At 59.1% G+C, this 21557-nt stretch carries 20 protein-coding genes and 3 tRNA genes; 8 read left to right on the top strand and 15 right to left on the bottom strand.

Annotation, left to right across the window (positions count from 1 at the left end; all coding sequences use genetic code 11):
- Positions 1 to 58: 58 nt before the first annotated feature.
- Positions 59 to 913 carry a bifunctional methylenetetrahydrofolate dehydrogenase/methenyltetrahydrofolate cyclohydrolase FolD gene (gene folD / locus ACY8FN_RS12810; RefSeq protein ID WP_042024001.1) on the bottom strand — a complete coding sequence of 285 codons (855 nt, stop codon included), beginning with the start codon at positions 911 to 913 and terminating at the stop codon, positions 59 to 61.
- A 213-nt stretch (positions 914 to 1126) separates the two neighbouring features.
- Between folD and ACY8FN_RS12805 the strand changes: the two genes are divergently transcribed.
- The 3 genes from ACY8FN_RS12805 (at position 1127) to ACY8FN_RS12795 (ending at position 1506) form a co-directional block, all read left to right on the top strand.
- Positions 1127 to 1203: transfer RNA gene (locus ACY8FN_RS12805), tRNA-Pro, on the top strand.
- Positions 1204 to 1240: 37 nt separating this feature from the next.
- Positions 1241 to 1317: transfer RNA gene (locus tag ACY8FN_RS12800), tRNA-Arg, on the top strand.
- Positions 1318 to 1430: 113 nt separating this feature from the next.
- Positions 1431 to 1506, top strand: a tRNA-His gene (locus tag ACY8FN_RS12795).
- Positions 1507 to 1750: 244 nt separating this feature from the next.
- Here the strand turns inward: ACY8FN_RS12795 and ACY8FN_RS12790 are convergent.
- Positions 1751 to 2002 carry a DinI family protein gene (locus ACY8FN_RS12790; protein ID WP_042024004.1) on the bottom strand — a complete coding sequence of 84 codons (252 nt, stop codon included), beginning with the start codon at positions 2000 to 2002 and terminating at the stop codon, positions 1751 to 1753.
- 74 nt (positions 2003 to 2076) lie between these two features.
- Positions 2077 to 4497 (bottom strand): DNA polymerase II, encoded by a 2421-nt coding sequence (locus ACY8FN_RS12785; protein WP_463100210.1) that lies wholly within the window; start codon positions 4495 to 4497, stop codon positions 2077 to 2079.
- 210 nt (positions 4498 to 4707) lie between these two features.
- Between ACY8FN_RS12785 and ACY8FN_RS12780 the strand changes: the two genes are divergently transcribed.
- The gene (locus tag ACY8FN_RS12780) at positions 4708 to 5202 is read left to right on the top strand and encodes a prolyl-tRNA synthetase associated domain-containing protein (RefSeq protein WP_463100209.1); all 495 of its coding nucleotides are present in this window, start codon (positions 4708 to 4710) and stop codon (positions 5200 to 5202) included.
- Entirely contained in the window at positions 5203 to 5799 is a 597-nt protein-coding gene (locus ACY8FN_RS12775; RefSeq protein ID WP_463100208.1) for a GNAT family N-acetyltransferase, read from the top strand.
- 95 nt (positions 5800 to 5894) lie between these two features.
- On the opposite strand, the gene ACY8FN_RS12770 is transcribed toward ACY8FN_RS12775, so the two are convergent.
- The 4 genes from ACY8FN_RS12770 to ACY8FN_RS12755 all read right to left on the bottom strand — a co-directional run bounded on the left by ACY8FN_RS12770 (position 5895) and on the right by ACY8FN_RS12755 (position 10345).
- Complete coding sequence (locus tag ACY8FN_RS12770; RefSeq protein ID WP_042024013.1) at positions 5895 to 6755, bottom strand: PA4780 family RIO1-like protein kinase; 861 nt, start codon at positions 6753 to 6755, stop codon at positions 5895 to 5897.
- Positions 6756 to 6960: 205 nt separating this feature from the next.
- Positions 6961 to 7956 carry an LpxL/LpxP family acyltransferase gene (locus ACY8FN_RS12765; protein WP_463100207.1) on the bottom strand — a complete coding sequence of 332 codons (996 nt, stop codon included), beginning with the start codon at positions 7954 to 7956 and terminating at the stop codon, positions 6961 to 6963.
- 151 nt (positions 7957 to 8107) lie between these two features.
- Entirely contained in the window at positions 8108 to 9097 is a 990-nt protein-coding gene (lpxM, locus tag ACY8FN_RS12760; RefSeq protein ID WP_463100206.1) for a lauroyl-Kdo(2)-lipid IV(A) myristoyltransferase, read from the bottom strand.
- Positions 9098 to 9352: 255 nt separating this feature from the next.
- Positions 9353 to 10345, bottom strand: coding sequence for a TDT family transporter (locus ACY8FN_RS12755; RefSeq protein WP_101324579.1), 993 nt, complete (start codon positions 10343 to 10345; stop codon positions 9353 to 9355).
- A 102-nt stretch (positions 10346 to 10447) separates the two neighbouring features.
- Here ACY8FN_RS12755 and ACY8FN_RS12750 point away from each other — a divergent pair, with 102 nt between their 5' ends.
- On the top strand, positions 10448 to 11353 hold the full coding sequence (locus ACY8FN_RS12750; RefSeq protein ID WP_463100205.1) for a LysR substrate-binding domain-containing protein: 906 nt from the start codon (positions 10448 to 10450) through the stop codon (positions 11351 to 11353).
- A 102-nt stretch (positions 11354 to 11455) separates the two neighbouring features.
- Here ACY8FN_RS12750 and nfo read toward each other — a convergent pair whose 3' ends face one another.
- The 6 genes from nfo to ACY8FN_RS12720 all read right to left on the bottom strand — a co-directional run bounded on the left by nfo (position 11456) and on the right by ACY8FN_RS12720 (position 17258).
- Positions 11456 to 12298 carry a deoxyribonuclease IV gene (nfo, locus tag ACY8FN_RS12745; RefSeq protein WP_463100204.1) on the bottom strand — a complete coding sequence of 281 codons (843 nt, stop codon included), beginning with the start codon at positions 12296 to 12298 and terminating at the stop codon, positions 11456 to 11458.
- A 125-nt stretch (positions 12299 to 12423) separates the two neighbouring features.
- Positions 12424 to 12651, bottom strand: coding sequence for a DUF3955 domain-containing protein (locus tag ACY8FN_RS12740; RefSeq protein WP_463100203.1), 228 nt, complete (start codon positions 12649 to 12651; stop codon positions 12424 to 12426).
- 264 nt (positions 12652 to 12915) lie between these two features.
- Positions 12916 to 13245 (bottom strand): YbaB/EbfC family nucleoid-associated protein, encoded by a 330-nt coding sequence (locus tag ACY8FN_RS12735; RefSeq protein WP_033113565.1) that lies wholly within the window; start codon positions 13243 to 13245, stop codon positions 12916 to 12918.
- 114 nt (positions 13246 to 13359) lie between these two features.
- Complete coding sequence (dnaX, locus tag ACY8FN_RS12730) at positions 13360 to 16029, bottom strand: DNA polymerase III subunit gamma/tau (RefSeq protein ID WP_463100202.1); 2670 nt, start codon at positions 16027 to 16029, stop codon at positions 13360 to 13362.
- A 172-nt stretch (positions 16030 to 16201) separates the two neighbouring features.
- Positions 16202 to 16747 carry an adenine phosphoribosyltransferase gene (apt, locus tag ACY8FN_RS12725; protein ID WP_042024033.1) on the bottom strand — a complete coding sequence of 182 codons (546 nt, stop codon included), beginning with the start codon at positions 16745 to 16747 and terminating at the stop codon, positions 16202 to 16204.
- A gap of 133 nt (positions 16748 to 16880) precedes the next feature.
- Positions 16881 to 17258 (bottom strand): YbaN family protein, encoded by a 378-nt coding sequence (locus ACY8FN_RS12720; protein WP_042024036.1) that lies wholly within the window; start codon positions 17256 to 17258, stop codon positions 16881 to 16883.
- Between the two features lie 119 nt (positions 17259 to 17377).
- On the opposite strand from ACY8FN_RS12720, the gene dusC reads away from it, so the two are divergent.
- Both dusC and ACY8FN_RS12710 read left to right on the top strand, forming a co-directional pair.
- Positions 17378 to 18322, top strand: a complete 945-nt coding sequence (dusC, locus tag ACY8FN_RS12715) for a tRNA dihydrouridine(16) synthase DusC (protein WP_463100201.1) — start codon at positions 17378 to 17380, stop codon at positions 18320 to 18322.
- Between the two features lie 96 nt (positions 18323 to 18418).
- Entirely contained in the window at positions 18419 to 18787 is a 369-nt protein-coding gene (locus ACY8FN_RS12710) for a TraR/DksA family transcriptional regulator (RefSeq protein ID WP_101319471.1), read from the top strand.
- A 156-nt stretch (positions 18788 to 18943) separates the two neighbouring features.
- Here ACY8FN_RS12710 and ACY8FN_RS12705 read toward each other — a convergent pair whose 3' ends face one another.
- On the bottom strand, positions 18944 to 20779 hold the full coding sequence (locus ACY8FN_RS12705; protein ID WP_139727526.1) for a sigma 54-interacting transcriptional regulator: 1836 nt from the start codon (positions 20777 to 20779) through the stop codon (positions 18944 to 18946).
- A 229-nt stretch (positions 20780 to 21008) separates the two neighbouring features.
- Positions 21009 to 21449, bottom strand: a complete 441-nt coding sequence (locus ACY8FN_RS12700) for a hypothetical protein (protein ID WP_463100200.1) — start codon at positions 21447 to 21449, stop codon at positions 21009 to 21011.
- Positions 21450 to 21557: the final 108 nt, after the last annotated feature.

The raw sequence follows: 21557 nt of genomic DNA, 5'->3' as shown, positions 1-21557 counted from the left end.
TCAGATTTCTGGCGCATCCTGCATCCTCACGGGATCACAGGGTTATCGCCAGCCATGATCAGTCGTGATATTCGCTGCAGGCAATCAGGGTGTTTTCCATCAGGCTAGCCACTGTCATGGGGCCCACGCCACCGGGTACCGGTGTGATGAAGGAGGCATGGCTGCGGGCCGTCTCAAACTCCACATCGCCAACCAAAGAACCATCCGCCAGACGGTTGATACCCACATCGATCACCAACGCCCCCGGCTTTACCCACTCACCGGGAATGAAGTTGGGCTTGCCTACCGCGACAACCAGCAGATCGGCACGGCGCACCTGATCTTCCAGATCCCGGGTAAAGCGGTGACAAGTCGTGGTGGTACAGCCCGCCAACAACAACTCAAGGGTCATGGGACGCCCAACGATATTGGAAGCGCCCACCACAACCGCATGCAGGCCATGAGTCTTCACGCCAGTCGTCTCAATGAGCGTCATGATCCCTTTCGGGGTACAGGGGCGCAGCGCTGGAATACGCTGAGCCAGCCGACCCACATTATAAGGGTGGAAACCGTCAACATCCTTGTCAGGATTGATCCGCTCCAGCACTTGAGTGGTATCGAAGTGACCCGGTAACGGCAACTGAACCAGAATGCCGTCTACCTGGCTGTCGGCATTCAGCTTATCGATCAACGCCAGCAGATCTTCCTGACTCGCGGCCGCGCTCAGATCATAAGAGCGGGAGAGAAAACCAACCTCTTCACACGCCCGGCGTTTGCTGCCGACATAGACCTGAGAGGCGGGGTCAGCCCCCACCAGAATGACTGCCAGCCCGGGAGCCCGTTTCCCTGCCGCCAGCCGCTGTTGCACTTGCGCCGCGACCTGGCTGCGAATCGTTTGCGCAACCTGTTTTCCATCTATGATTTTGGCAGACATCGTTCTCCACTCACCCTCTGTTCAACTGCCGCGCATTGTCGCATTTTTTTAGCCGGGATGTTAGCGGCAGACGCTCGTCAGGCCTGTAGCGGGCAATAAGTAGGCACTTGAATTTACTAGGGGAAAAAGTCATTGACGCTAGCCGGTACGCTTGGCTATGATGCCCGCCCGTTGTCCAGTACATCTCTTGTGGATATGCTGGTCAGGGTTTTTCGGTGATTAGCGCAGTCCGGTAGCGCATCTGGTTTGGGACCAGAGGGTCAAAGGTTCGAATCCTTTATCACCGACCATGTTCATCGACTTGCTGCTGCAGCGAGTCGATACAGAGCGCCCTTAGCTCAGTCGGATAGAGCAACGGCCTTCTAAGCCGTGGGTCGCAGGTTCGAATCCTGCAGGGCGCACCATTTGAATGGTGTTTGAAATCAGCGCAATAACGACGGATACCGTGACTTATCACGCACTCGTTATTTATTGCCACGATCTCCCTGATAAACACAAATGGTAAAAAAGTTCAGTGGTGGCTGTAGCTCAGTTGGTAGAGTCCCGGATTGTGATTCCGGTTGTCGTGGGTTCGAGCCCCATCAGCCACCCCATTATTTTCTGTTTCGCGGTTAGCCATCCCTTTTCTAACCTCGTTCAGACCGTCAGCCTGACTGACAGCGTGCAGTGATTGCACAATTTGAAACCGGCCTTGTGCCGGTTTTTCTGTATCTGCCTTTTTAACTCCTGCCCTAAATAGGCAACCGGGAGGTATCTTGGCAAATCTCGCAGCAAAAAATGGCGCCTAAGCCGCATGATGGCGCAACAACCCTCATCTGCGCTCAGGCGCCACCCGCATCAGGATGGGACGTTCTCTTCCGGCATCCAGCTCTCGGCGTTTTCCCACACTTCCTGCACCATGGCTTCAGCCAACTCTTTATCTTCTTTGCTGGCACGGCTAACGGTCAGGGCCATGGCACTGCCCGGGGCAACCCGCACGTGGATATCGGGAAACTTCTCACCAAGCTGCTTGAGCAGCTCCTGACGCAGCGCCTCCATGGTCAAGGTCGGGATCTGGTGTTTTCTATCGATGATGATTTCAAGACGCATAGGGTACTTCTCCATGATTTATAACTGTATTTTTATCCAGTATTAAAGAGAAGTAAAGGGGCATCATGATCCAATCAGAAAAGATCCAGCTGCTGGCCGCAGATCCGGTCGAATGACTCACCGATAAAGGGCAGGATGGCGTCGGCGATAGGCCGCAACTGCTTATCGATGTAGTGCTCGTAATCGATGGCGCTGCGCCGGTACTCCAGCGGTTCCGGGCCGCCCAGCGTCATTAGATAGGCGATGGTGCCCCGATGCTGATAGCGCTGGGGCAGACCGCGGCGCAGGTTCTCCTCATCGGCCAGCCGCGCCGCTCGCACATGAGGTGGCACGTTCTTCTGGTACTCTTCGAGCTTCTGGCGCAGCCGCTTGCGGTAGATGAGCAGATCGTCATGGCGACCGGCGCGGGTCTCATCCACCATGGTGCGCACATAGCCGCTGGGATCTTCATCGTGAAACACCAGCTCATAGAGGCGGGTCTGAAACTGCTTGGCCAGCATGGTCCAGTCGGTGCGCACCGTCTCCAGTCCTTTGAACACCAAATGTGCCCTTTCCCCTTCTCCTACCAGCCCGGCATAACGCTTTTTGCTGCCCTTCTCCAGCCCGCGGATGGTGGGCATCAGAAAGCGGCGGTAGTGGGTCTCGTACTCGATCTCCAGATAACAGGGCAGGCTGAACTCACCCTTGATCAACGCCGTCCAGTTGTCGTTGATCATGGCAGCCAGCTCGCGGCCAATCTGCTCGGCCTGCTGCGGGTTGGTCTCCCTGCCCAGATGGACAAAGGTGGAATCAGTATCGCCATAGATCACCTCGAATCCCTTCGCCTCAATCCACTCGCGGGTCTGCTGCATGATGCTGTGGCCGCGTAGGGTGATGGATGAGGCAAGCCTGGGATCATAGAAGCGGCAGCCCCCCGAGCCCAGCACCCCGTAAAAAGAGTTCATGATGATCTTGATGGCCTGGGAGAGCGCCTTGTTGCTGGCCGCCTTGGCCCTATCCCGCGCCGCCCACAGGGTGGCGATGAGATCCGGCAAGAAGTGCCGCTCACGGGAGAACAGGGCGCCGCGAAAGCCGGGAATGGCGTGATCCGGATGCTGCAACCCCTCCACCAGCCCCATGGGGTCGATGCAGAAGGTGCGGATGATGCTGGGATAGAGGCTCTTGAAATCGAGCACCAGCACATGGCGATAGAGGCCGGGTTTGGAGTCCATCACATAGCCGCCAGGGCTCGCCAGCCCCCCGTCAGCAGGCAGATTGGGAGCCACGTAGCCACCGCGGTGGAGCCGCGGCAGATAGAGGTTGGTAAAGGCCGCCACCGAGCCCCCCACCCGGTCGAGCTCCAGGCCGGTGAGGGAGGCGCGTTCGATGGCAAAGGGGATGAGGTGGCAGTAGTCGAAGATCTCCCACACCAGCTTGCAATCTTCCAGGTTGTAGCGGGCCAGCGCCTCCTTGTCGGAGTGGAACAGCTCGGAGATCTTCTCCCCCCGATTGGCCACATCCTCGATATCCTTGCCACGGCCAAGCAGTTCGCTTGCCACCGCATCCAGGCTGTAGCTGGCAAACTGCCAGGTGGCGCTTTTGAGGGTATCGATGCCGTCAAGCACCATGCGCCCGGGGATGATGACGTTGCCGGTCTGGGGATCGCCCCGTGACGAGCGCCAGAAACAGAGCTCGCGCCCTCGCCCGAGCCGCAGTCGCCGCTTGTTGAGTTCGGCGCGGCGCAGCAGCAGACGAAAATCAAAATTGACCACGTTCCAGCCAATCACCAGATCGGGGTCGTGCAGGCTGAACCAGCTCTCCAGCGCGCCGAGCAGGGCGCTTTCATCCGCCACCCACTCGACCTTGGTGCCCCAACTCCCGGCATCAGCTTCCTTGGAGCCGATCATTATGACCCGCGCATCCTGCTCGCTGTAAAGGCCGACCGAGAACAGCGCCCCGTCCATGGCGCACTCCACATCCAGCGACACCCAGGAGAGGGTTGGCGTCACCGCCTGCGGCGCGCAGCGTGCCTCGTTTACTTCCCAATAGCCCTGCTTGCCCCCCTTCTTCACCGCCCGGCCATCGAAGCGCACGCCAGCGGTGATGAAGCGCTCCATCAGAAAACGCTCCGGCAGCCGGATATCCGCCTCGAAGTGCTCCAGCCCGCGAATGAGCAGCAGCTCGATGGCGCGGTGAAAAGCACTCAGGGTAGCAAAATAGCAGCCCACCACAGGGCGACCGTCGAAGGTGTGCATCGGCAGGCGGCGAAATCGCCCGCTCACCCCGGCGCCTTTGAACAGCTCGGCCGCCTCCTGCATATGGCTCTGTGGCAGGAAGAACACCGGCTCCTGCCCCGGCACCACCACCCGCACCGGCCCCTGGGCACTCCAGAGCCACATCACGATTTCGGTGGCGGCGGCGTGCCCGTTGCGGCCGCGCACGTCCCGACCGTGGCGGGTCAGGATAAAACCGTCGAGCGGCGGGGTGGCGGGTACGGTGGGCTGGGTCGCAGTCATGAAGAGTAAGGGGCTGTCCGAGAATGGGACTATTGTACGTTCATACAGTGCCAGCTCGCAATCGTCACGCAGGCTGCGGGACGCGCGTCAAACTGGTAAGCTCGATGCCGTCGTCATTCCCGTCCACCCGGTTATGACCGGGCTATTTCGCTCCATTACTGCGCTTCTTACTTCACTTTTTACTTCACTTTGCCGACGATAGGAGTCTTTGTGGCAATCTATTCCCTGCTGGATCAGCTGGCCATTCCCTACCAGCGTATCGATCACGCCCCTGTATTTACCTGCGAGGAGGCGAGCAAGCTGCTGCCAGATCTGCCCGCCGCCAAGACCAAGAACCTCTTTCTGCGCGACCCGAAGAGTGAGCGGCTGTTTCTGGTGGTAAGTCCGGAAGAGAGCCGGGTCGATCTCAAGGCGCTAGCGGCAAAACTCGGGGTCAAACGGCTGAGCTTTGGCTCCCCCGAGCGGCTCGATGCGGTGCTTGGTCTCACCCCGGGCTCGGTGACCCTGCTTGCCATGGTGCGCGATAGCGAACAGGCTGTGGAGTTGGTGGTGGATGAGACTATCTGGCAAGCCGAGCAGGTGCAGTGCCACCCGCTGGTCAACACCGCCACCCTGATCATCCGCCTCGACGACGTGCGCCGTCTGCTGACCCATTTGGGCCGGGAGGCCCGCGTGATGGCGCTGCCGATCGTGGCAGCTGATTAGATGGCCGACTTCACCATCAAGGCGCCAGACCAGCCAGAGCCGACCCGTTTCGAATGCCGCCCCGCCCGACTGGCGGATGCTCCGGCCTACCATCGCTATGTGGTCGAGTGTGCCGAGGCAGGAATGCCACTCTATCAGGTGGCGCAATTTGACCCGGATGGCTGGCTACAGAGCCTGCTGGATCACGCAGCAGGGCGCAACCTGCCCAGCGGATACCTGGCCACCACCACCTATTTTGCCCTTGATGGAGAGGAGATCCTCGCCACCTTGCGCCTGCGTCACGGTGACAATGAGGCAACCCGGCAATGGCTGGGCCATATCGGTTACGAGACCCGCCCCTCACGCCGTGGCGAAGGTGCCGCCTCCGCCTTGCTGCGCGGGATACAACAAGCGCTGAGCGCGCCGGTGCTGGTCAGCTGTGGCGAAGATAATCTGGCGTCCAAAAAGGTCATTACGGCAGCAGGCGGGGTGTGGCTGGGGCGGCGCTATCATCCGGGGGATCGCCGCTGGCTGGAGATGTACCGGGTAGATCCCCCACCCCGCCCGACAGCCGCAGATCTATTGGCAACTGCAACAAGCGATCAGCTGCAGGGATGACGCTACCACCCGACCACAGCCACCACACCACCACAGCCGACATAGCAATAAAAAGAGCGCCTCGAAGGCGCTCTTTTTATGAGGGAGAGCAGCGGTTAGTAGCTGTCTTCCTGTTCGGCATTCATCCGGGCCTGACGGGCATAGGCTTCTTCTTCGGCACTCTCGATTTCGTGCAGCACGGCATCGATATCGACCGCTTCGGTGCTCTCTTCAAACAGGCCGGTCAACTCGGTTTCAGGGGTGAGATTGCCATCTTCAAACAGCGCCCACATCTCCTTGGCGTAACGGGTTTTCAGCAGCTCGGGGGCATACATGCCGTAGTAGTTGCGCATGTTGTTGACGTCCCGCTCCAGCATCGCCTTGGCCTGGTTGTTGGCGGCAGCATCCACCACCTGAGGCAGGTCGATGATGACGGGGCCATGCTCGTCCACCAGCACGTTGAACTCGGAGAGATCCCCGTGGATCAGACCGGCGCAGAGCATCCGTACCACGTAGCGGATCACCTTGTGGTGATCGATAACCGCCTGCTCGGGGGAGAGTGCCACATCGTTGAGCCGCGGCGCCACATTGCCATCCTCGTCGGTGATGAGCTCCATCAGCAGGACGCCGTCGAGGCAGACATAAGGCTGTGGCACCCGTACACCGGCCGCGGCCAGCTTGAACAGGGCATCGACCTCGGTGTTCTGCCACACCTCTTCATGCTGCTTGCGACCGTACTTGGAGCCCTTCTCCATGGCACGGGCGCTGCGGCTGTTGCGCACCTTGCGCCCCTCCTGATAGACCACCGCCTGTTTGAAGCTGCGCTTGGAGGCCTCTTTATAGACTTTGGCGCAGCGGATCGCATCGCCGCAGCGCACCACATAGACGTCGGCTTCTTTGCCGCTCATCAACCGGCTGACGACCTCATCGACCAGGCCGTCATCAACCAGAGGTTGGATTCGATTTGGAATTTTCATGGCCGCCCTTTTACCCTATTTCCGCTCCGGAAGATAGCTCCGCGCACACTCACCTGCCTATCCCTTTCATATGACACCCTTTTATCCCCTGTTTGCCCTATTTTTGTCCACCGGCGCGCCTAAAAAAACATCACATCGAGACACCTGTGCCAACCCACCATCATCCAACGATCCATCATGTCACGATCAGATTGCAGCCCCTGGCTCACGGCTCAGGAGGAAGCCCCTGGCGGATCCGCTGGATCCCCTCTTCATAGAGACCGTTATCCCCGTGTGAGTGCTCCAGCGTTTCGAAAATTTTCAAAAACCACATGTACTGCTCCGGATGGCGAGCAACCTGTCGCTCCACCATGCGGTTCATTTCATTGATATCAGCCAGCAGATCCGTGGTGGGATAAGGGTCAAATGGCGGCTCTATCTCCAGCAGGTAGCACCCCTCATCCTCATCATAACTGGCAAAAATAGGTACGGCTTTGGCACCGGTCAGCTTCACCAGTTTGGGCAAGGCAGGCAGAGTCGCTTTCGGGCGCGTAAAAAATGGCACAAACACGCTCGCCTCGCGACCATGATCCTGGTCCGGCAGGTAGAAAAAACTGGCGCCACGGCGGATCGCCTTGATCGCCGGCTTGATACCGACACTGCGCTCGTACACCTTGCCGCCCTTGGCCCGTTCGCGGTTGATGTACCAGTCAAACACCTGATCCTTGGGGCTCTTCATCATGGTGCACATCTCTATGCCCATCATGGAAAAATAACGGCCTATCATATCGACCGCCCAGGTGTGAGGCACCACCAAAATCAGGGGACGGCCCGCCTCCTGTTCTGCCTGTATATGCTCCCAGCCGCTCACCTTGATGCGGCGGGTCAGGCGCGCCTTGCTGCGCCAACTCAGCTCGCCAAAGCCCATAAAGGTCTTGAGACCGACCCGGATCGATTTGAGCAGCAATACCTGCCGATCCGCCGCATCCAGCTCGGGAAAACAGATCTTGAGATTGGTATCGATGATATAGGCCTGCTTTTTCGAAAATCGCAGCACAGTCGGTGAGACCAGATCGGCAAAGCGATCCCTTAACCGGGCTGGAGTGAATGCTAACAGGGACAAGAGGCCCAAGGCGCACCAGCTGCCCCACCATTTGGGATGCAGCAGGCGGATATGAAATGAGGTATCAAATAGCGGATCGAATGCAGACATAACGGTCATCACGTCATCAAAAAACAAACGGATATTGTAATTATTCTGACATTTTTTTCTACCCTGAGGAGGCTGGCCGCCGACCTGCAAGGCACTGATCGGATTAGTTATCATAAGAAATGGCCCGCTTGGGGCCATGTCAGATAGCACAGTGCACGGATTAGCCCTGTGGTGGCAACCCCTGGCGGATCCGCCGGATACCCTCTTCGTAACGGCCATCCGACCCCTCTTGATCTTCACGGGTATCAAAGATCTTGAGGAACCACATGTACTGACCCGGATGGCGCGTCAGCTGTTGCTGCACCATGTCATTCATCCGGCAAGTGTCTGCCATCACATCATCGGTGGGATAGTTGTCAAACGGGGGATCAATCTCCAGCCGGTAGCAGTGATGCGCTTCATCGTAGCAAGCGAGCAATGGCACCGCCTTGACACCGCTGACCTGCACCAGACGCGGCAAGGCGGGCAAGGTTGCTTTTTGGCAATCAAAGAAGGGAGCAAAGATGCTCTTCTCGCGGCCGTGGTCCTGATCCGGCAGGTAGAAGAAACTGCGGCCTCGACGGATGGTCTTGATCACCGCTTTGATCCCGGCGCTGCGCTCATAAACGCGGCAACCGTTCTTGGCCCGAGCCCGGTTGAGGTGCCAGTCAAATACCGGATTGCGTGCCCGCTTCATCATGGTGCACATGGGCACCCCGCGCTGGGTGAAGCAGTAACCGGCAGCATCCACTGGCCAGGTGTGGGGCACCACCAGGATCACCGGACGACCGGCTGCCCGCTCCACCTCAATATGTTCCCAACCGCTCACCTGCATCCGGCTCATCAGATAACGCTGGCTACGCATGGTGAACTCACCAAATCCCAGCAGACTCTTGAGGCCAACGCGGATCGAGGTCAACGCTATGGCATCCCGCTCCTCCGGACTCTTCTGTGGGAAGCAGATCTCCAGATTGGTTCTGGCGATGTAGACCTGCTTTTTCGACAGGCGAAACACCAGCGGTGCCAGCACATCTGCCAGACGGTCACGCAACCGGACCGGCACAAACGCCAGCAACATCAGCACGCCGAGGGCCAACCAGCTAAACCAGTAACGGGGATGTAAAAAGCGGGCTTCAAAGGAGGAGTCAAATACGGGGTCTTGGGCAGACATGATTCCGGATCAAGCGAAAAAAGTGGTGCTGTATTGTAGTCGTCCTGACAGGTAATACCAGTTAATTCCAGGACGAGCGACCCAACACCGGCGCCACCTCAAGAAACCACAAAAAAATGCCCCGCACTGCGGGGCATTTTGCTCGTTACACAACCAGAGTGGTGGCTCTTTGTCCATCCATCATATGACTGGTCGCTTATCCCGTCGCTCTCTGAGCGCACTGCTTAACCATTTCCCGGTTTCACCATTTCAGATTTAACGGTGAGCACCCTGGCGGGCCATGCCGTTGTTCATTGCGCTGTCGCGCTGGGGCAGAAAAAACATCAGGTAACGCAGCGCCACATAACCGACGATGACGGTAGCAACCCCCAGCTCGAAGTGAGCCAACAGTCTGATCTGCTCCACATAGTGGGCAGCTTGCTCGAAGCCTTCAACCAGATGGGCCACTTTGAACAGGGCGGTGGCACCAATCACCAGCGGGAAGGTAAAGGCGGCATAACCCGGTGAAAAGGGCAGACGCAGCAGCTTGATGAAGGCCAGATAGATAATACCGGTCATCAGCAGAGCGATCCCCAGCAGCACGGCCACCAGCAGCAGTGACGGCTCATGGCTGACGGTCAGGTAACCGGCCAGTGAGAGACTGGCAGGGGCCGCCAGAATGGCGATGGTCGGTTTGGCCGCATCCGGCACTTCATGGCTGAAGATCAGGCGATAGAGCATCAGCGGCAGCATCAGGCCGTAACAGATGATCCCGAACCAGAGCAGGCCGTTGGCCAGCGGGGCAAACTGACCGCCCGGGAAGGCAACATCAGCCACTATGATCCCCACCGGCGGTACGAACCAGCTCGGCACCATGTGGTGGATTTCAAACTCTTTGGCGCGATGCCAGATAAAGGTGGCCAGGAACAGCAGGTGAACCACCACGGCAAACAGCCAGAGGGCCTCGCCCGCTTGCGGCGCAATCATACCCAACGCTTTTGAGACCACCATGGTGCCCATGGCATAGGTCGGCACCACGCTGCCCACCACGGGGTGCGCAAGATCTTGCAGCAACAGACGGGGGTGCAGCAAAAACTTGAAGGTCAGGATCACCAGCAACACGGCAGCGACAGCGGCACCCAGTAGTTGCATCCGGCCATCGAAGTGACCGGCATTCTCCCAACACCAACCGAGACTGGCGATGCCCAGCGCCAGACCCGCCATGGGAGTCGGAGCGGCAGCCAGAGATTTACGGGTTCTTGCGATCATGATGACACCTTTCTATTGATGACTATGGCGATAGGATAATGGCCCCTTATCGTTTACGATATCTAAATGAATTAAATCAATCATTCAGGAATACCAAACACCATGAAGCTGACCCTGCAGCAGTTAAAAGTGTTCGCCACCATCGCCCGCTACGGCAACCTCGGTCTTGCCGCCAACGAGCTATTCCTGAGTAAAGGGGCCGTCTCCCAGTCATTGCAGGAGCTGGAGCGCCAGCTCGCCACCCCGCTGTTTGACCGCATCCACCCCAGATTGCAGCTCAACAACGAAGGGCGGCTGCTACAGCCTGCAGCCGAAGAGCTGCTGACCCGGATCCAGGATATCGAGAACCTGTTTAGCCCCGATGCCGAGCCAAGCGGTCAACTGCGCCTGGGGGCCAGTCAGACCATTGGCAACTATCTGCTGCCGACCCTGCTCGCCAGCAGCAAGCAGGAGCTGGGGCTGCCCCCCAAGGTGACCATCACCAACACCCACCTGCTTTGCCATGCGCTGGCCAACTTCGAACTGGATCTGGCACTGATCGAAGGGGAGAACCACCACCCCGACCTCATCAGCGAGCACTGGCTGCAAGATGAGATGCTGGTGGTGGCCCAGCCCGGCCATCCCCTCGCCAATCAGGTGGCGATCCCCCTCGCCCGACTGGGGGGCGAAACCTGGGTACTGCGTGAACCCCAATCGGGTAGCCGCGAGCAGTTTATCCAGCAGGTGCAGCCCGAGCTGCCCAACTGGCAGGCGGGGCTTGAGCTCAATACTCTGGAGGCGGTGATGCTGGCCGTGGAGAAGGGGCTGGGGATCTCCTTCATCTCCCGGCTAGCGGTCTCTGATCGGCTCAAGGATGGTCGACTGGTGGCCCTACCCCTCACCCGCCGCTTTCCGCGCCAGCTCTCCCTGATTTGGCACAAACAGAAGTACCACTCCGCCTCCCTGCGCCACTTTATTCACTTCTGCCGGGCTCAGGTGAACGATGCCGAGGTGATCAGTACGGAGTAACCTATGGCCAGAACGCCGCTGGCAGACCAACATGCCAATGGCGGAAAAGCAAAACGCAGAGAGGGAGCCATGGCTCCCTCTCTTTGACTCGCTCGCTGGCTATCACTTCGCCAGACTGCGCAACCAGCTGATCTCCTCGCCCCAGATGGACTCGTCAATGGTCTCGAGGATCAGCGGAATACGATCGAAGCGAACATCGTTCATGATGTGGTGGAATACCGCCTCCCCCAGATTGCCCTCCCGCAGGCTGTGGTGGCGATCGACCCGGCTGCCGAAGGTGCACTTGGCGCCGTTGATATGCATCCCCTTGAGATACTGGAAACCCACAGTGCGGTCGAACTCGGCAAACACGGCGGCGCAGCTCTCGGCGCTGCGCAGATCGTAGCCAGCGGCAAAGGCGTGGCAGGTATCGAAACAGATCCCGACCCGACTCTTGTCCTCCACTCCCTCGATGAGGGTGGCGAGCTGCTCGAACGACCAGCCGAGGTTGGTCCCCTGCCCGGCGGTGTTCTCGATCACCGCCGTCACCCCGGCACTGCGCTCCAGCGCCCAGTTGATCGACTCGCTCACCAGTTTGAGGCTGGCCGCTTCGGGAATTTGCTTGAGATGACTGCCAGGGTGGAAGTTGAGATAACAGAGCCCCAACTGCTCGCAGCGCTTCATCTCATCAAGGAACGCATCGCGGGATTTGGCCAGACCATCAGGGTCAGGATGGCCCAGATTGATCAGGTAACTGTCGTGGGGCAGGATCTGCTGTGGCAGAAAACCGGCCTTGTCACAGGCCGCCTTGAAGGCACTAATAGTGGCATCCGACAAAGGGGCCGCCTGCCACTGACGCTGATTTTTGGTAAAGAGGGCAAACGCGTTGGCCCCGATGGCCTGGGCGCGGGCGATGGTATTCTCCACCCCGCCGGCCGCACTGACGTGGGCTCCGATATATTTCATACAATCTCCTCAATACGGCAAGCCGCCATTATGCCGATCCTGCCCGCCCACGCCAAACCGGGATATCCGATAGCGGGTATCGACAAATAGCGGCGGCCTTCCCCGAGGTGCAGCGGGCCATGGCGCTATTTGCCCACCCGGTGGCGACAGCGACCCACAAGAGTGCGGATCAATCCCGGCAACGTCAGCAAGCCCCCCAGGGCTACAAACAGAAAACCGATGGGGATCAATCCGAAAGGTTCATGCAAGGTGCCATTCTCATCGACCGTCGAGCCAATCAGCTCGAAGGCCACAAAACAGGCCAATCCCATGGCGGCCAGCACGGCCCCGATACGCATCATCATGGTCATCATTATCGCGCACACCTTTGTTTCACCTTGAACGAGTCACCCATTCTCCACCCCGATGTGAAGAGAACATGAAGTGGATAGGTTTTCCGGCAAGGTCGCCGGTATGTGATGCAAAGCAGGCCGATCAGACAGATAACGATCCACAAATAAAAACGCAGCTGCATCGCCTGGGCGATAGCAACTGCGTTTTTTGTCTCTCTGCCATCCCTCTTAAGTTGGCCCGAACGGCCTGCATAAAGGGATCAAGAATGCGCGAAGAGAGGCGCCTTAGAACGGCATCTTGAAGCCAGGTGGCAACTGCATGCCGCCGGTCAATTCACCCATCTTGGTCTTGTTCTGCTCTTCCACACGACGTACGGCATCGTTGCAAGCGGCGGCAACCAGATCTTCCAGCAGCTCCTTGTCATCTTCCATCAGCGAAGGATCGATCTCGATACGACGGACGCTGTGGCTGCCGGTCATGGTGACCTTGACCATACCTGCGCCAGCTTCACCGGTCACTTCCATCTGAGCCAGTTGCTCTTGCGCCTTCTGCATGCGCTCTTGCATCTGTTGGGCCTGTTTCATCAGGTTCCCCATTCCACCTTTACCAAACATATGTCGTCTCTCGTCTTGAAATCCGGCATCCAGCGCCGGGCTGTGGGCTTGTCTGTCCTAGATGGGGACAGCCAAACTGCTTTTCAACCGGGAGCGAGCTCCCGGCCACGGAATTTAGCGGTTGAGGGGCTCGATGCTCTCGTGATGAAGCACGGCACCAAACCGCTGAACTAAAAACTGTACGTTAGGATCCTGATCCAGATCCCGCGCGACCTGCTCGCGCACCCCAATATAGAGGCGGTGTTCGATCTCAAGGGGGGTCTCCTGATCTGGCACCACACCGAGGGTTACCTCCACCTGCACCGGTTGCCCCAACGCTGGCCCAATGATCTCCGCCAGATCGGCCCGCGCCTTATCACTCACCAGATGGCGCTGCTCAGGTTTGAGGGTCAGCAACACCCGATCCCCTTCCTGTTTCATCACCGAATTGATGGCAAGCTGGCGCAGTCGCCCACCCACCTGGGTATGAGCAATCAGTTCGGACCAGGCATCACCACAGTTGTTGAGCAGGGATGAGGGCATCAGACGGCTCACTTCACCCTCTTGCGGTTCCTCGTCGCTCTCAATCTCATCCCAATCGATAGTCTCCAGCACCGGTTGAGATGGGAGGCTCTCCGCTACCGGGGCGCTCACCACAGCGGCTACCGGCACAGCAGCAACCGACTGCGGCGCTGACGCTGGCGCAACAGCAGGAGCCACGGCGGCGCGCTCACCGGGCCGATAGCTCGGCTGACCCTCGAGATCCCAGGGGGGCAGATCGGTTGGCTGGGCCGGTGCCGTGACCGGGGCGTGGCTCATGGCCGGAGCATGCTCCGCAAAGCCCTGATTGAGGTACTCTTCGTATTCCCCGTTGTCACCCTGCAGCTCACCACCGTCGCCATAGAGATCCAGCGGCGGCAGATCATCATAGTGACCCATCGCCGCCATCCCCTGCCCGACCGGTTGGCTGACAGGGGCAGGCGGCTGGGTGACAACCGGTGCGGCGGTGGGCGCGACAGGGCGCGCTGGCGCAACCGGTACTGCGCGCGGCGCGGGCGCCGCCGGGGCATCCTGACCACGCTGGCGGCTGCGCAGCATGTTTCGTTTGCCAAGCAGGCTCTGCATGCTCGACACCGCCGAAACGGCTTCAGCAGCGGCAACCGGCTCGGCTGTCGGTTCGGCTATCGGTTCGGCTATCGGTTCGGCTATCGGTTCGAGCGCGGGCTCGGCTGCAGACTCAAAGGCGGCGGTCAGCGGCTCGCCACCAGAATAGTCGGCATCGACTGCAGCAGGCGCGCCATCATCTGCGGCTTGCACGGCAGAGTGCGCAGGCACAGCGGGCTGCGCATTTGGCAGAGCCGGCTCGGGTTGATACCCCATGCCAGCAGCTTCACGCAGCAGCTCATCCTGCTGGCTAAACAGCTCGGCGGTTTGTACCGCCTCCTCGCTGTCGGCGGGGTTGTCGGTCTCATCCACCATCGCGGGTGCCATCGCAGGCAGGGCGGCATCAGCCGCTGGTGCAGCCGTGTTGGCAACAGGCATGTTGGCAACGGGAGGACTGGCTAGCGGTGCGGGCACGGCGCCGCTGATCGGTGCCAGTGCGGCCGATTCAGCGGCCGGGCGCTTTCCCGGCAAGGAGGCTACCGGCGTGGCGCTGCTCGCCGCACTGCTCGTCATGGACGGGGGCAGTGCGGTGAGGCTGGCCGGATGCAGGGCATCACGGCGGGGCGAGAAGGCGAGCATCCGCAGGCAGGTCATCTCCAGCGCGGTGCGGCCATCAGGGGCCCAGGGCAGATCTTTACGGCCCCCCAGCACGATCTGGTAGCAGAGCTGCACCTCTTCCGGGCTCATCGCCTTGGCCAGTTGCAGCAGGGAATCGGCATCCGCCCCCTGCTCCTGCACGCTGGCAGGCAGCAACTGCGCCATGGCGATGCGATGGAGCAACCCCTCCAACTCGGCATGGAGCTGATCAAAATCGGGGCCTAGCGTGGCAATCTCGGTGATCTTGGCCATGGTCGCGGGAGCATCCTGGCGCAAAATGGCTTCCAGCAGCTGGTGCAGGTGGCGGTGATCGAGCGTCCCCAGCATCGCCAGCACGCTCTCAAGACGCACGCTGCCGTTGCCGTGGGCCAGCGCCTGATCGGTCAGGCTCAGGGCATCGCGCATACTGCCGTCGGCGGCCTTGGCCAGTGCCAGCAGGGCGCGCGGCTCAAACGGCTGCCCCTCCTGATCCAGCACCCATTCGAGCTGCTTGGCGATCTGGGTCTGATCCAGACTCTTCAGATGAAACTGCAGGCAGCGCGAGAGGATGGTAATCGGCAGTTTCTGTGGATCCGTGGTGGCCAGCAGAAACTTCACATAGGGGGGCGGCTCTTCCAGGGTTTTCAGCAGCGCGTTGAAGCTGTGGCGCGACAACATGTGCACTTCATCGATGAGGTAGACCTTGAAGCGGCCACGGGCCGGCCGGTACTGCACGTTGTCGAGCAGTTCGCGGGTATCTTCCACCTTGGTGCGGGACGCCGCGTCAATCTCCAGCAGGTCGACAAAGTTGCCCTGATCGATCTCGCGGCAGGTATCGCAGACGCCACACGGGTGGCTGCTGATCCCCTGCTCGCAGTTGAGGCTCTTGGCCAGAATGCGGGCGATGGTGGTTTTGCCGACCCCGCGGGTACCGCTCAGCAGATAGGCGTGATGCAGCCGTCCCTGATCCAGGGCGTTGGTCAAGGCGGTCAGCACATGGTGCTGGCCTACCACTTGTTCAAACGTATGGGGGCGCCATTTACGCGCCAGAACCTGATAGCTCATAAATCCATCATGCTGGGAAGACAGGGCATTGAGGCCGGATGCTAACACAAATGGCGAGCGGGCTGTATCGGCTATCGGTCAGGGTCGGAGGGATCGCTTGATTTTCAAACCGATGCCCGCAAGGGCACCGGTTCAACGCAGGCCCGATGCAGAGGATCGGGCCGAAGAGGTATTACTCGCCAGCCAATTCGACCAGTGAGAGCACCTTGATGCCTGCAGCGGTCAAACGAGCATCACCACCCAGAGACGGCAGGGAGATAATGAACGCAGCGTCAGCCACGTCACCACCGGCACGGCGGATCAGCTTGACGGTCGCATCGACGGTGCCGCCGGTCGCCAGCAGATCGTCAACCACCAGCACCTTGTCACCGGGCACGATGGCATCGGTGTGCAGTTGCAGGGTGTCGGTGCCGTATTCGAGGGCATAGGACTCCTCGATCACTGCGCGCGGCAGCTTGCCCGGTTTGCGTACTGGCACGAAGCCCAGTCCCATGGCGAAGGCAACTGGTGCACCGAAAATGAAGCCACGGGCCTCGGTGCCGACAATTTTGGTGATCCCTTGACCACGGTAATGCTCTGCCAGCAGATCGATGGTGGCTTTGAAAGCCTCTGCATTCTCGATCAGGCTGGTGATGTCGCGAAACAAAATGCCCGGCTTCGGATAGTCGGGAATGGTCTTGATGCTCGCTTCAATAAACTTCAGGGTTTCCGGATTCATGTGTTGACCGCTTATTTTTTTGACCCAGGGGTGGCCATTTTTCTCAATTCCCTTCTGCGGGAAATAAAAAAGCCTGTCACGCAAAAATGACAGGCCGACTCCATAGCATTATTGCAGCAATAGCTTAGGGACTTCACTTCTCCATTGCAACCGGCTCCAGCACCGGCAGACGCATTAACCAGGTGAGCAGGATCACCATTATGACCACCAGCAGCCCCTTGACCCACAGCAGGGGTACCACCGCCAGCGATACCGAAAAGGTGAGCAAAATGAAGATAATGGCGCGTCGCCGGGCATGGCGCCGAATGCCGCGATATTGCTGCCAATCCACAATGGGCGGACCGAACCAGCGGTGGGTCAGCAACCAGCGATGAAAACGCGGGGATGAGCGGGCAAACAGGGCGGCAGCCAGCAACATAAAGGGGGTGGTCGGCAGTAGCGGCAACACAATACCAACGATACCGGTGGCAAATGCCAACCACCCGAGTGCCATCAAAAACCAACGCTTCACTGCCGATCCTCGCTTTATGGGTCTTCTCATAGCGTAACAGCATTTGGGTGATAGCTGACAGCGGGCATCAATCCCACTACAATCTGCGCTCTTTTTTACCCTTCTCTTCGGAAGCAGTTATGCGCGTAATTTTGGCCCCCATGCAGGGGGTGCTGGATCACCTGATGAGGGAGGTACTCACCTCCGTCAATGAGTACGATCTCTGCGTGAGCGAGTTTATTCGGGTGGTCGATCAACTGCTGCCTGCCAAGGTGTTCTACCGCCTCTGCCCCGAGCTCAAGCAGGATGGCAAGACCCGTGTAGGCACCCCGGTAAGGGTTCAACTGCTGGGTCAGCACCCCGAGTGGCTGGCCGAGAACGCGGTGCGCGCCATTGAGCTGGGCTCCCCCGGCGTCGATCTCAACTTCGGCTGCCCCGCCCCCACGGTCAATAAAAGCAAGGGGGGCGCCGTGCTGCTCAAAGAGCCCGAGACCATCTACCGCATCGTCAAAGCGGTGCGCGAGGCGGTGCCCGCCCACCTGCCGGTAAGCGCCAAAATTCGCCTCGGTTACGATGACAAGGAGCTCTATCTGGAGAACGCCCAGGCGGTCTTTCAGGGGGGCGCCAACGAGCTGGCCGTCCATGCCCGCACCAAGCGTGAAGGGTACAAGGCTCCTGCTCACTGGGAGTATGTAGACGCCATCCGCCGCGCCCTGCCCATTCCCGTCACCGCCAACGGCGAGATCTGGGATCATAAAGATGCCCTCGCCTGCGCCAGCGTCTCCGGTTGCGATGCCCTGATGGTCGGGCGTGGTGCTATCTCTTTGCCCAATCTGGCCAACGTGATGAAAACCGGCTGCCCGCACATGAGCTGGGCCGAAGTGCTGCAGCTGATGGTGAGCTACACCGAGCAAGATCTCGCCAGCGAGAAAGCGGACTATTACCCCAGCCGCATCAAGCAGTGGTTTAGCTATCTCAAACGGGAATATCCCGAAGCGGATCTGTTATTTCAGGATCTGCGGGTACTCAAAGAGACGGCGCCCATCCGTGATGCCCTGCTGCAAGCAGCCAAAAGCCATGGCTAACCACGTTTAACTTGACGCATATCATCCTGATAGAGTTATCGGATCCCTATACTGCCTCGCATCTGTGGTTTGTCTCTGGGGGATAATGTGTGTGAAATGACGCAAGCACAGTTGGCTGTCTGGCGTAATCGCCTGCTGTTCGACTGGGCACAAGTACGAGAAACGCTGATCGGTCAGCTCAAAGCCTCTCGCCGTGACGATTGGGCAGAAAAGGTGGATCACTGCGAACCCGATCAGCTGGTTGAACTCACCAGTCGGCTGGATCTGCCCAAGGTCGAGTTGAGCGTGGTACGGCTCAAGCGGATCGACGCGGCACTCTGCCAGATGGATCTCGGCCTCTATGGCCTCTGCTCCGATTGTGAAGAGCAACTGGCCATCGAACAGCTGGAGCAGGATCCAACCCTGCAACGCTGCCCACGCTGCGAAGCCCGCTATCGCAAGGGATTCCACGCCCACGAACTCTAAAGAGCGCCATGCTCTGCTGTCAGCCTTCATCGAATCTGCTGCTCTGGCAAAAAAGTGCGTCCCCCTAACGCAGGCCATGGCCGGTCACCCCGAACACCAAGAAAAAGCCCGTGTCATCACTCACATGACACGGGCCAAATTCACGCCGCCGGACCATCAGGCCTGCACGGCAATCTCGTACTTCTTTATCTTGCGATAGAGGGTGGCAATGCCAATCCCCAGCGCCTGGGCGGCCAGCTTCTTGTTGCCAAGCCGCTGCAGGGTCTCTTCAATCATCTGTTTCTCCATGCTCTCAAGGCCGCTCTCACCCGGAACAGGGTCAGGCAGCTTCTCCGGCATGGCAACTAGCGGGGCGGCAGCAGGCACATTGAATGCCGCATCCAGATTGGTTAGCGGGATCGACTGAGCGGTGACGCGATGGGGCTCCTGATTGCGGATGATATTGGGGGGCAGCAAACTGGCGTCAATCACCTCGCCCGCCTGACTGACGTTGACCAGATATTCGATGAGGTTGCTGAGTTCACGCACGTTACCCGGCCAGCGATACCCCTTGAGCAGTGCCATTACCTCGGGCGCCAAACCGGGATAAACGATGCCGATCCGGCTGGTGTGGCGGTTGAGGAAGTAGTGGGTCAGCAGCTCCACGTCCCCTTCCCGCTCCCGCAGCGGCGGCAGATTGAGAGGGATGACGTTGATGCGATAAAACAGGTCTTCGCGAAACTTCCCTTCGGCAATGCACTGCTCAAGATGCTGATGGGTGGCGGCAATGATGCGAATATCCACCGGCACCGGTCGGCTGGCCCCGATGGGGGTCACCTCCCGCAGTTCCAGCACCCGCAGCAGCTTGGCCTGCATGGTGAGCGGCATGTCGCCGATCTCGTCGAGGAACAGGGTGCCCTGATGAGCCGCCTGAATAAGGCCCTGCTTGCCGCCACTGGAGGCGCCGGTAAAGGAGCCCTTCACATAGCCAAACAGCTCGCTCTCCAGCAGTTGCTCGGGAATGGCGGCGCAGTTGATGGCGATGAACGGCTTGTCCTGACGCGGACTCAGACGATGGACCGCACGGGCCACCACCTCTTTACCGGTGCCGCTCTCACCGCAAATAAGCACGCTGGAGGGACTCTGGGCGATGCGGTGCAGCAATCGCTTGAGGGTGCGGATCGCCTTGCTTTCGCCGATGAGCTGATCAATCCGCGTGTCCGGATCAGGCTCCTGAACCAGACCGGAGTGGGACTGGTGAAACGCCATCAGAAACAGCTGCTGACCCTGCACATGGTGCAGTTGGCCGATGATCAGCTCCTGACGATCTTCAAAGGTGATGATGTGCTGCAGGTGGCCGCTCAGTCCCTGCTGGGAAAAAGTGAGTGGGCGGATCCCCAGCTCGCGCCCCTGCAGTTGCTCCTGCTGGCAACCCAGGTGATGGAGCGCCGCCTCGTTGGCGTAGAGCAGCTGACTCTTGTCATCGAGCAGCAGGCAACCCTGATCCATGTTGGTCATCAGGTTGAGGAACACCTTGTTGACCCCGTCCGACAGCCCGCGCGAATCGAGCAGCTTGGCCACAAAGATGGTGGAGATGTGGCGCACATAGTCGCACACATCCTGCAAATTATTGTTAAGGCGGGCCTGCTGCTCGGCGTTGAACGCCACCAAACTGATCACCCCGATGCAGCGCTCGTCCACCATGATCGGCACCCCGAGAAAGGCGCGCTCACGGCAGCTCTCCTTGCAGGTACAGCCGTCACACACAGGGTCATCGCTGGTGTGGGTAACGATCTTCTCCCGCTGGTTATCAATCACATAGCGCAGCAGGCGGGAATCCCCCTCCAGCTGACGCCCGAAGAACTTGCCATAGGGCCCGGTGCCAGCCACCCGCACCATATCGGCATCCACAATCTCGACCTCAAGCTGCAGCACACTCGCCAGCATCTTGGCAAAACGCAAGATGGTCGGCTGGATCTGCATCAACAGACATTGGTTGCTCACGGAGCTCATCCATCATTCCTTTTTGTTCTTGTTATCATCCCCCTAAAGGGAGTCATGCTGGCCAGATACTAAGGGATATCAGCCGCTACAACTTCGGGAAGGATCACGAAAAGAAGAAATGGAGTGCCGTTGATAGAAGCACTCTGGACTGGCTAGGTGGCGGGGAAGGATATGACGGGTTGAAATCGGCAATGGCCTGCAGGGAATTCGGCAAACCATTGCCGCCAATAGCAATTTTTCAACTGAGTGAGCCTGAGTCAGGATTGGATTGCCGCTCCTCATCTCCACGCGCCTGACGCCGCTCGATTGCTTCCTTGATGAGCTCCTCCTTTTGCTTGTCGAGATCCGCCAATAACTGCTGCTTCTTTTCATCGGACAGCTCGCTATTATGCTCAATCTCTTTCTTCTTCTGCTCGAGCTCATCGAGCTTTTCCCGGCTCAGCCCGATACGCTGTGCCAGCAAATTATCCCAGGCGATCTGGGTCAGACTTCGATCCGGATCCTTGCGAGCTAGCGCGGGGCGTTCATAGGTCGCAGAAAAATCATCACGACTCGAATTCAACGTCACCTTGTCGTCCGCAAGCTGGATACTTTTCTGCTGCGGTTCGGCATATTCGCTCGTCCGGGTCGCACCCAGCGCAGGTTGCACTAATTGATATCGGGCTGCACCAATGATCATTGTTCGCTCTCCATTCTCATCTCAACGGCGAACACAGCAATATCTGCGCCATTAATGCATTTATGGAATAGCGAAAACACGGGAGAAGGCTCCCCGAGCCAAGGTTGT

The sequence above is a fragment of the Aeromonas sp. 160P genome (genome assembly GCF_055193095.1).
This window is presented reverse-complemented; position numbering and strand designations above follow the sequence as displayed.